Source organism: Tardiphaga sp., from assembly GCF_044336785.1.
Classification (GTDB): Bacteria; Pseudomonadota; Alphaproteobacteria; order Rhizobiales; family Xanthobacteraceae; genus Tardiphaga.
Genome location: NZ_JBIIOT010000036.1, coordinates 39,390 through 48,010, shown reverse-complemented (window position 1 = coordinate 48,010; position 8,621 = coordinate 39,390). Strand labels below are relative to the sequence as shown.

Below are 8,621 nucleotides of genomic sequence, written 5' to 3'. Positions count from 1 at the left end.
GTCGGCCACATATGCCACGCTGCCGTATACGGTCAGCGTCGCGAGGAGATTGCGGCCGTCGTACACAGAAAGCGTTGCGGTTGATTCGCTGGTGCTGTAAGTTTGAGTTTCAGGGCCATCCAAAGCCTGATTATCACGAATGAGCTCGCCGTTCGCCGCGGCGGGCTTTCGTGTTTTCGCGGTTCTCACTGGCCACCCTCACTACGGATCGAGGGCAAAATGGGTGAGCCGTTTTGAGAAATTCCCTTTTTCCGCCAGTCATCCGGTCTTGATGGGTGAGCCAACCTAAGCTGTTGATCTCGTCCCGACTTATCGTTCTGCTGGGATCGCCAATCCGGTGCAGAATCGCGAACGTTGTTACGCGCAAATTCTGCGTCTTGATCGGAGTTCCGAATAGGCCGTTGCTGCGAACGTTGCGCTGCTTTTATTCCTGCCGACGCGTCAGTCGAGAAGCGCTGACAGACAAGCTCTCGACGCGGGTGCTTTGCCGGTTGGGGTGAGCCGATATTCGGTAGTTACGACATCGCCTTCTTGTCTTGCCCGACGCGTCCCAACTGCATCAAACCGGCGAAAATTGCTGCGATACCGACAACATGATACCAGGCCAGGTGTTCGCCGAGCCACACGATGGAGAACACCGCCGTGCATAGCGGGCTGAGATACAGGAAGCCTGCGGCGCGCGTCGGTCCGTTGGTGGCGACGCCATAGAGATAAAACACGTTGCCGAGCATGGTCGGGCCAAGTCCCGTATAGGCGATGGCGCCAAGCGAAACAGCCATGTCGGCATCGCTCCAGGCGAACCAAGGGCCGCCGGTGGCTACCCATATCGTGTAGACAGGCAACGACACCACGATGAGCCCCGCCCAGGCCGTCACCACTGTGAGTGGCAGCGTTTCAATGACGGGCGACCAATCGCGCACGCGGATAGAAAACCACGCAAAAGAGATCGCCGCCAAGAGCGACCAGAGGTTTCCAAGATTGAACTGCAGTCTGGTCAACTGCGCCAGATCGCCTTTCCCGATGATCAGGATCGTACCAATAAAGGCGAGGGCAAACCCCAGATAGCCTCTCGGTGTGATCTCACCCTGCCCCATCATTCGGCTCAGCAGCACCACCCATACCGGTGTCGTGGCATTGATGAAGCCAACCTCGATGGCAGGACTCTGATAGGCGCCTCCGATCAGAAGAAACGAGAACAGGCCGACACCGACGACACCGCCGATCGTCAGCGCGCCCAGTCGCGCCCGAACGTCTGGCCAGCATCGTCGGAGACCGGGCCAGGCAACCGCAGTCAGAATAAGGAGCGCCGGAAGCCAACGCCAGAACACGAGCGCCGGCAGCGGCGCAGCGTCGCGCGCGGCACGGGCGACCACGTGATTGCTGCCCCACAGTGCTGCCGTCGCGATCAGCGCCAGCGTGCCCAGCGATCGCGGGCCGCCGATCATGCCCGATCGGGGGATGGTTGATGACGTCCCCGCTGCGACACGTGCCATGGCAAGGACAGCCGCTCGGCATAATCGACCAGGAAGAACAGAACGGTGCCGACGACGCCCAGCAACAGCAGCGACACGAAGACGCGCACCGTATCGAACTGCCCTTGCGCCGTGAGGATCTGGAAGCCGATTCCGCGGCTGCCGGCGACGAACTCACCGACAATGGCGCCCACCAGAGCGAACGAGATCGCCACTTTCATGCCCGCAAACAGGCTGGGCAACGCGCAGGGGAAACGGATCTTGACCAGCACGGCCCAGGGCGGCGCCTTCGAGACTTTTGCCAGCGCCAGCATATCGGGATCGACTGAACGCAGGCCCAACACCATGTCGATGACGATCGGAAAGATTGCAAGCATCAGTGCAATAGCGATCTTGGGCTCCGGACCGGTACCCATCCAGATCACGAACAGCGGGGCCAGCGCGACCTTCGGAATCGAGTTGAGCGCCACAAGAAGCGTGTAGATCGTTCTCTCGAGAAACTTTGAATAGACAATGCCGACCGCCAGCGCGACGCCGATCACGACAGCCAGCCCGAATCCGACACATGTCATCCAGAGCGTAAAGCCGAGGTGACGCAGGAACAGACCCGGGGTTTCCAGGAATGCAGCGAAGATCGCCGATGGTGCCGGCAGGATCAGCGGCGATGGCTGAAATACGCGTACGCCGACCTCCCACAGCGCAAGCGCCGCCACTAATACGACGATGACGTCGCGTGTCTCATTGTCCCCCACAAACAGGCGCCTGACGAAACGCATCATTCCTTGACGATCCCCAACTCGGCGAAGTGATGACGGATGCGGTGCACATAGGCCGCGAATTCCGGCGTGTCGCGCACCGCAAGCAAGCGCGGCCGCGGCAGGTCGATGGTGATGATGTCGACCACCATGCCCGGCGCCTTGCTCATCATCACCACCCGGTCCGACAGGAACACCGCCTCGGCGATGGAATGGGTGATGAACAGCAGCGTCTTGCGCGTATCCTGCCAGATCTGCGCGAGTTCGATATTGAGATCGTCGCGGGTCATGGCGTCGAGCGCGCCGAATGGCTCATCCATCAGCAACAGATCGGGATCGGCCAGCAATGCGCGGCAGATCGATGCACGCTGGCGCATGCCGCCTGACAGTTCCCAGGGATAGCGATGTTCGAAACCGCCCAGGCCAAACCGGTTCAGCAGGGCCTCCGCACGCGCGCGCTCACTGGCCGTCGGCTTGCGGGTGAATTCGATCGACAGCAGGACATTGTCGAGAATGGTGCGCCAGTCCAGCAGCACATCGCGCTGGAACACCACGCCCAGCCGGTCCGGCGTGCCATCGAGCGGCTTGCCGCCGATATCGATCGTCCCGGATGTCGTGGCCTCGAGACCGGCAACGAGCTTCAGCAACGTGCTCTTGCCGCATCCGGACGGGCCGACCACGCTGACGAATTCCTGCGGCCGGATATCGAGATTGATGTCGACCAGTGCCGCGACCGGGCCGCGCGGGGACGCATATGTCTTCCCCACGCGACCAAGCGCAACATAGGCCGCAGCTTCTGATGAGACAGGACCGGACATGTTACTCGATAAGGCTGTTGGTGTAATAGTCTGCCGCCTTCCAGCCGGCCGGCAATACGCCGGCAGCTTCCATCGATTTGCCCGCGGCTTCCCAGTCAGCCGCTGCCTGCCAGCCGATCGGCTTGCCCTGCGCCGCCGGCGTGTCGAAATAATCCAGCGTCAGCTTGATCTGCCCGAGCAGAACCACGGGATCGAGTTTCGCGTCCGGACGCTCGGCGATCATCGCCTTCACGCCATCCTCGGGGTTGGTGCGCAGATGCTGCCAGGCGCGCTGCTGCACCTCGATCAGGCGCTTCAATGCCGGCCCCTTGCTGGCGATCACGTCGTCACGTGCAACCAGGCCGTAGCTCGGAAATGCAATTCCAGCGTCCGAGGCCAACAGGCATTTCGACGGGCGGGTCGCCTCCGCGAGTGGCAGCGCCGAGCCGATGGTCGACATCAGGCCATCCGAGCGCTTGGCGATATAGGTGCCCCACAGGGCGGCCGGATCGACAACTTCGACCTTGAGATCGTCGCGCGTCAGCCCGCCCGACTTCAGATAGACATCGATGAAAGGCGCCCATGGGCTTGCCGCAAACACCACCACGCTCTTGCCGCGCAGGTCGGCGACCTTCTGCATCGCCGATGTCTTGTCGACCAGGATGCAGAGATCCGTCTTGCGCTGGAACATCGCGATGGAGCGGATGGTCGCGCCCTTGGCACGCGCGGAGCCGACCAGCCCGACCTGCACCTGACCGACATCGACCTGGCCTGCATTCACCAGCTGGATCGTGTTGCCGGAGCCACGGCCGTCCTGCACATCGACATCGAGCTTCGCTTCCTTGAACCAGCCGCGGTTCTGGGCCAGATGCATCGCGGCCTGTACGCCCCATGGCGAGAAATCCAGCCGCACCGACAATTTATCCTGGGCCAAGGCGGGAGAGATACCCGCACCGGCCGCAACACCTAGAAGCATCAGGGTCGATAGAAAAAGTCTTCTCATATCCCAATCTCCGGTTTGACTATTGTGTGTCGGCGCCATCCGCTTCTGCCGGCGAATTCTGCGTCAAATAGCTCAGCACCATCTCGACGACGTGCTGGCGTCTCTTGAGCACGCGCCGGCGCGCCGCGAGATCGCGGTCGAGCAGCCAGGACAAGGTGTGCTGATTGGACAGGAAAAAATAAGCGAGACCGGAGATCGACATATAGAGGTCGACTGCATCGACATTGGCGCGAAACACGCCCTCGGTCTGGCCGCGCTTGAGCAGGATCTGAATCGTGTCGAGCAGCCCGCGATACAGCGGTTTGATGACGTTCGAACTCTTCAGGTTCTGTGCATAATGAATGTTCTCGATGCTCATCAGCCGGATCAGGTCGGGCGTCGCCACGAAATGGTCGAATGTGCTGCTGACGAGGCGCTTCATGCCCTCGATCGGCGGTAGTTCACGCAGATCTTCGTCCTGCTGCTTGGCGCGCAGGTCCGTATAGATGCGCTCGAGCACCATCAGGTACAGCTCATCCTTCGAGCCGAAATAGTGATAGATCAGGTTCTTGTTGACGCCAGATTGTTCGGCAATGCGATCGACGCGCGCGCCGTTGAGCCCGTTCGACACGAATTCGACCCGCGCCGCATCCAGGATCTTGGCGCGGCTGGCCTCCGGATTGCGGGTGATCTTGCTCGGCGCCGCCACACTAAGCTCCATGATGCCCGTCCGGTGATGGCCTGGCGCGCGCGGATCGTAATGCCGCGGTTGCCTCGACGTCCAGCACGCCACGCGGGCCGAATGTCACGGCGTAATGCTTTCGCGCGAACTCCGCCGTGATCTTGCCATCGAGAAAATCCTCGCGCACATCGACGGGATCGCGCAGCAACGGATCGCCAAAGCCACCGGCGCCGGCCTGCTCGTGGATCAGCAAAGCGCCCTCGCTGACATTGCGCGTAATCTTGCCGGGAATGGCGGTGCGCTCGTTGCCGATCTCGATATAGTTGTTCGACAAGCCGCCCGGTTCGCCGCCATTGAGGCCGTAAGGGTGAAATTTGACGCGGTCGGTGCGCAATTGCAGCAGCGCTTCTGGCGCCAGAATACGATAGGTGCGGCGAATACCGACGCCGCCGCGATATTGCCCGGCCCCACAGCTATCTGGCACGAAGGAATAATCCTCGATCCGAACCGGGTGCTCGGCCTCCATCACCTCGACCGGCATGTTCGAGAGGTTCTGCGAGGCATTGGTGACGGCTTCGAGGCCATCCTTGTCGGGGCGACCACCCCAGGCACCGCAGATCATATCGACGATGATGAAAGGCTGACGATTGGGCCTGAGACCGCTGATGCAGATGACGCTGTTGCCGCCCTCACCCGCCGCCGGCACCTTGTCCGGCACGATCTGCGCCAGCGCGCCCAGCATGGTGTCGAACACACGGTAGCCGGTCAGCGCGCGCGCCGCGCAAGGGCCGGGCATCACCGGATTCAGCACGGATGCCTCCGGCGCCTTCACCTTGATGCAGCGAAACAGGCCGACATTGTTCGGCACGTCCTTCGCCAACACGCAACGCACGCTGAGATAGGTCAGCGAATGCGTGAAACTGAGCGTCGAGTTCAGCGCCCCCTTCACCTGAGGCGATGATCCCGTATAGTCCACGTCAAGCGTACCGTCGCCATTGACGGTGATGGCTACCGCAATCGGGATCGGCGTGTCAGAAAAGCCGTCATTGTCGATATAGTCGGTGAAACGATAGGTGCCCTTCGGCCAGGCCTTGATCTCCTGCCGCGTCAGCCGCTCCGCATAATCGAGCAGTTCCTGCATATAGGAATCGACATCGTCCGCCCCGTAGCGCTGCATCAGTTTTTCCAGCCCGCGCTTGCCGACCTGAGCCGCCGCAAACTGCGCCGAAAGATCACCCCACACCCGATCGGGCACCCGGACATTGATCTTGATCAGCGTCTCCAGCGTCGTGTTCAGCACGCCGCGGTCGTAGAGCTTGAGCGGCGGGATCCGCAGCCCTTCCTGGTAGATCTCCGTTGAATCCGATGCGTTGGACCCCGGCACACGGCCGCCGACGTCAGTGTGATGGCAGATCACCACGGCAAAGGCTCGCCGCTTGCCGCTGTGGAAGATCGGCACGAACATGAAGATGTCGGGCAGATGCATGCCGCCGTGATAGGGATCATTCATGATGACGACATCGCCCTCATGCAGATCGCCTTCATACTTCTGCAGCACCGAGGCCATTGCCTCGGGGATCGCGCCGAGATGCTGGGCGATGGTCTTGGCCTGCGCCACCATCTGGCCGTCACCGGCGCAGATCGCTGCCGAGAAATCCATCACGTCCTTGACGATTTCCGAGCGTGCGATGCGCACGACCGTATAGGCCATGTCGTCGGCGATGGAATCCAGGCCGCTCTTGATGACCGCGAAGGTGATCGGATCGACTTTCATACCTCGAACTCCAGCACGATGCAGCCGATGGCGTCTTTGTGCACCCTCGCATCGGGGGGCACGATGATGGTAGCGTCGAACTCTTCGATGATCAGCGGTCCCTGTTGCGGCGACGCCCCTACTGCGCTGCGATCGACGATATTGACGGCGATCGCGGCTTCGCCACGGGCGAACGAGATGTCACGGGTGCCAGAGCGCGACGCGCCCTGACGCGCAGCGATTTTCATCGCACCAAAATCGAGACGGTTCTCTCGCAAGCCCCGGCCGGCCACACGCACCTTCATCAGCTCGATCGGCGTGTCATCGCGATAGCCATAGGTCTTGAAATACTCGGCGACGAAACGCTCGCGGATCTGGTCGAAATCTTCGCCTTCGAACGGTACTGTCAATTCGGTCGCCTGGCCTTCGTGGCGCAGATCCGCTTCCCACAGAAACAGCGTGCGTTCGGCCTGATAGCCGTCACCGGCAAGTTGCCGCGCCACCTGCTGCTGCAACTCGGACCTGATTGCCTTGAGGTCGCTGACCTGCATCCTGTCGAGATACAGGCTGACGGTCTTCAACGCCGTGTGCTCGATGTCGGAAGCCAGCATCCCCAGCGCGCTGAAGATGCCCGACATCGGCGGCACCACGACACGCGGAATGCCCAACTGGCGCGCCAGATCCGGCGCATGCACGCCGCCATTGCCGCCGAACGCCATCAGCGTGAGGTCGCGCGGATCGCGGCCGCGCTCGACAGTGACAGCGCGTACCGCACGGGCCATGGCCGCATTGGCCACGGCGCGGATACCATGCGCGGCATCGAGCAGCGACAGGTCAAGCGGATCGCCAACATGGCTGCGAATGGCGGTCTCGCTCAGCTTGCGATCGATATTGAGATTGCCGCCGGCCAGCGATGTGGCATTGATGAATCCGAGCACGACATTGGCGTCGGTTACTGTTGGCTTGTCATTGCCGAGCCCGTAGCAGGCCGGGCCCGGAACGGCGCCGGCGGATTGCGGGCCGACGACCAGCAGGCCGCCTTTATCGATGCCCGCGATGGAGCCGCCGCCGGCACCGACTTCCGCGATATCGATGGCCGGCACTTTCAGCATATAGCCGCCGGCCTTGATGAAACGGCTGGATGTCGAGATGCCGTCACGGAATTCGTATTCCGATGTCATGGTCGGGCGGCCGTCCTCGATGATGACGGCCTTGGCCGTGGTGCCACCCATGTCGAACACGATGACATCGCGATCGTCGCGTGCGATGCCCAGTCGTGCCGCACCGATGACGCCGCCAGCCGGACCGGAGGCCACCACCAGCACCGGCTTCTCGCAGGTGACATTGGCAGCCAGCATGCCGCCATTCGAGGTCATGACCAGAATAGGCGCCGCTACGCCGATCGCGCGCAGACCGGATTCGAGCTTCTGCAGATAGGTGCGCATCGCCGACAGCAGATAGGCATTCACCACCGTCGTACTGGTCCGCTCGTACTCCTTCATCTCCGGCAGAACTGCGCAGGATGTCGTCACCAGCAGTTGCGGGAAGTTCGCCCGCAGAATCGCTTCGGCCTGCAATTCATGCGTAGGATTGCGATAGCTGTTGATGAACGCAATGGCGACAGCCTCGATGCCCTCGGCGACCAGCGCTTCGCCGGCCGTTATCACGCTGGCTTCGGACAGAGGCTCGACCACCGTACCGTCAGCGGCCATCCGCTCGTTGACTTCTATCCGATAGCGGCGCGATACTAAAGGTTGCGGCTTCACCCATGTCAGATCGAACATGTCGGGCATCCTGATACGCCCGATCTCGAGGACATCGCGGAAACCGCGTGTGGTGATGAGACCTGTTTTAGCTCCCGATCGCTGCAGGATGGTATTTGAGCCAACCGTAGTGCCATGCAGCACCTCGGCCACGGCGGCGGGCGTGATTGATAGCTCCGCCAACAGGCTCTGGACGCCTTCGACAACCGCCCGACTTGGATCTGCAGGGGTTGAAGACACCTTGCTCTGATGAATCAGACCGGATTCCAGGAAGAGCGCGATATCGGTGAATGTGCCACCGATATCCACCGCCACCCGTATTTTTCCACCAGACGCTGCAGCCACGATCGCGCACCTCGGGATTACTAACCAGTTAGTCAATAATCTTGACTGGCCGTCCCCACGTGTCAAGCCGCA

At 61.6% G+C, this 8,621-nt stretch carries 8 protein-coding genes; all 8 read right to left on the bottom strand.

Annotated features, from left to right (window positions below):
* On the bottom strand, window positions 1–189 hold a 189-nt coding region (locus tag ACIQ2A_RS12685), incomplete at its 3' end, for a hypothetical protein (protein ID WP_398479548.1).
* A gap of 326 nt (window positions 190–515) precedes the next feature.
* On the bottom strand, window positions 516–1,445 hold the full coding sequence (locus ACIQ2A_RS12680) for a DMT family transporter (RefSeq protein ID WP_398479546.1): 930 nt from the start codon (window positions 1,443–1,445) through the stop codon (window positions 516–518).
* Window positions 1,442–2,251, bottom strand: a complete 810-nt coding sequence (locus ACIQ2A_RS12675) for an ABC transporter permease (RefSeq protein WP_398479544.1) — start codon at window positions 2,249–2,251, stop codon at window positions 1,442–1,444. The genes ACIQ2A_RS12680 and ACIQ2A_RS12675 overlap by 4 nt, the downstream gene beginning before the upstream one ends.
* Window positions 2,248–3,045: an ABC transporter ATP-binding protein gene (locus tag ACIQ2A_RS12670; protein WP_398479542.1), complete on the bottom strand. Its 798-nt coding sequence runs from the start codon at window positions 3,043–3,045 to the stop codon at window positions 2,248–2,250. The genes ACIQ2A_RS12675 and ACIQ2A_RS12670 overlap by 4 nt, the downstream gene beginning before the upstream one ends.
* Window position 3,046: 1 nt before the next feature.
* Window positions 3,047–4,027, bottom strand: coding sequence for an ABC transporter substrate-binding protein (locus ACIQ2A_RS12665; protein ID WP_398479540.1), 981 nt, complete (start codon window positions 4,025–4,027; stop codon window positions 3,047–3,049).
* A gap of 19 nt (window positions 4,028–4,046) precedes the next feature.
* A complete protein-coding gene (locus ACIQ2A_RS12660) occupies window positions 4,047–4,727 on the bottom strand; it encodes a TetR/AcrR family transcriptional regulator (protein ID WP_398479538.1) in 681 nt (226 codons plus the stop codon).
* Window positions 4,717–6,462, bottom strand: coding sequence for a hydantoinase B/oxoprolinase family protein (locus ACIQ2A_RS12655; protein ID WP_398479536.1), 1,746 nt, complete (start codon window positions 6,460–6,462; stop codon window positions 4,717–4,719). The genes ACIQ2A_RS12660 and ACIQ2A_RS12655 overlap by 11 nt, the downstream gene beginning before the upstream one ends.
* The gene (locus tag ACIQ2A_RS12650) at window positions 6,459–8,549 is read right to left on the bottom strand and encodes a hydantoinase/oxoprolinase family protein (protein ID WP_398479534.1); all 2,091 of its coding nucleotides are present in this window, start codon (window positions 8,547–8,549) and stop codon (window positions 6,459–6,461) included. Before ACIQ2A_RS12650 ends, ACIQ2A_RS12655 begins: the two co-directional genes overlap by 4 nt.
* Window positions 8,550–8,621: the final 72 nt, after the last annotated feature.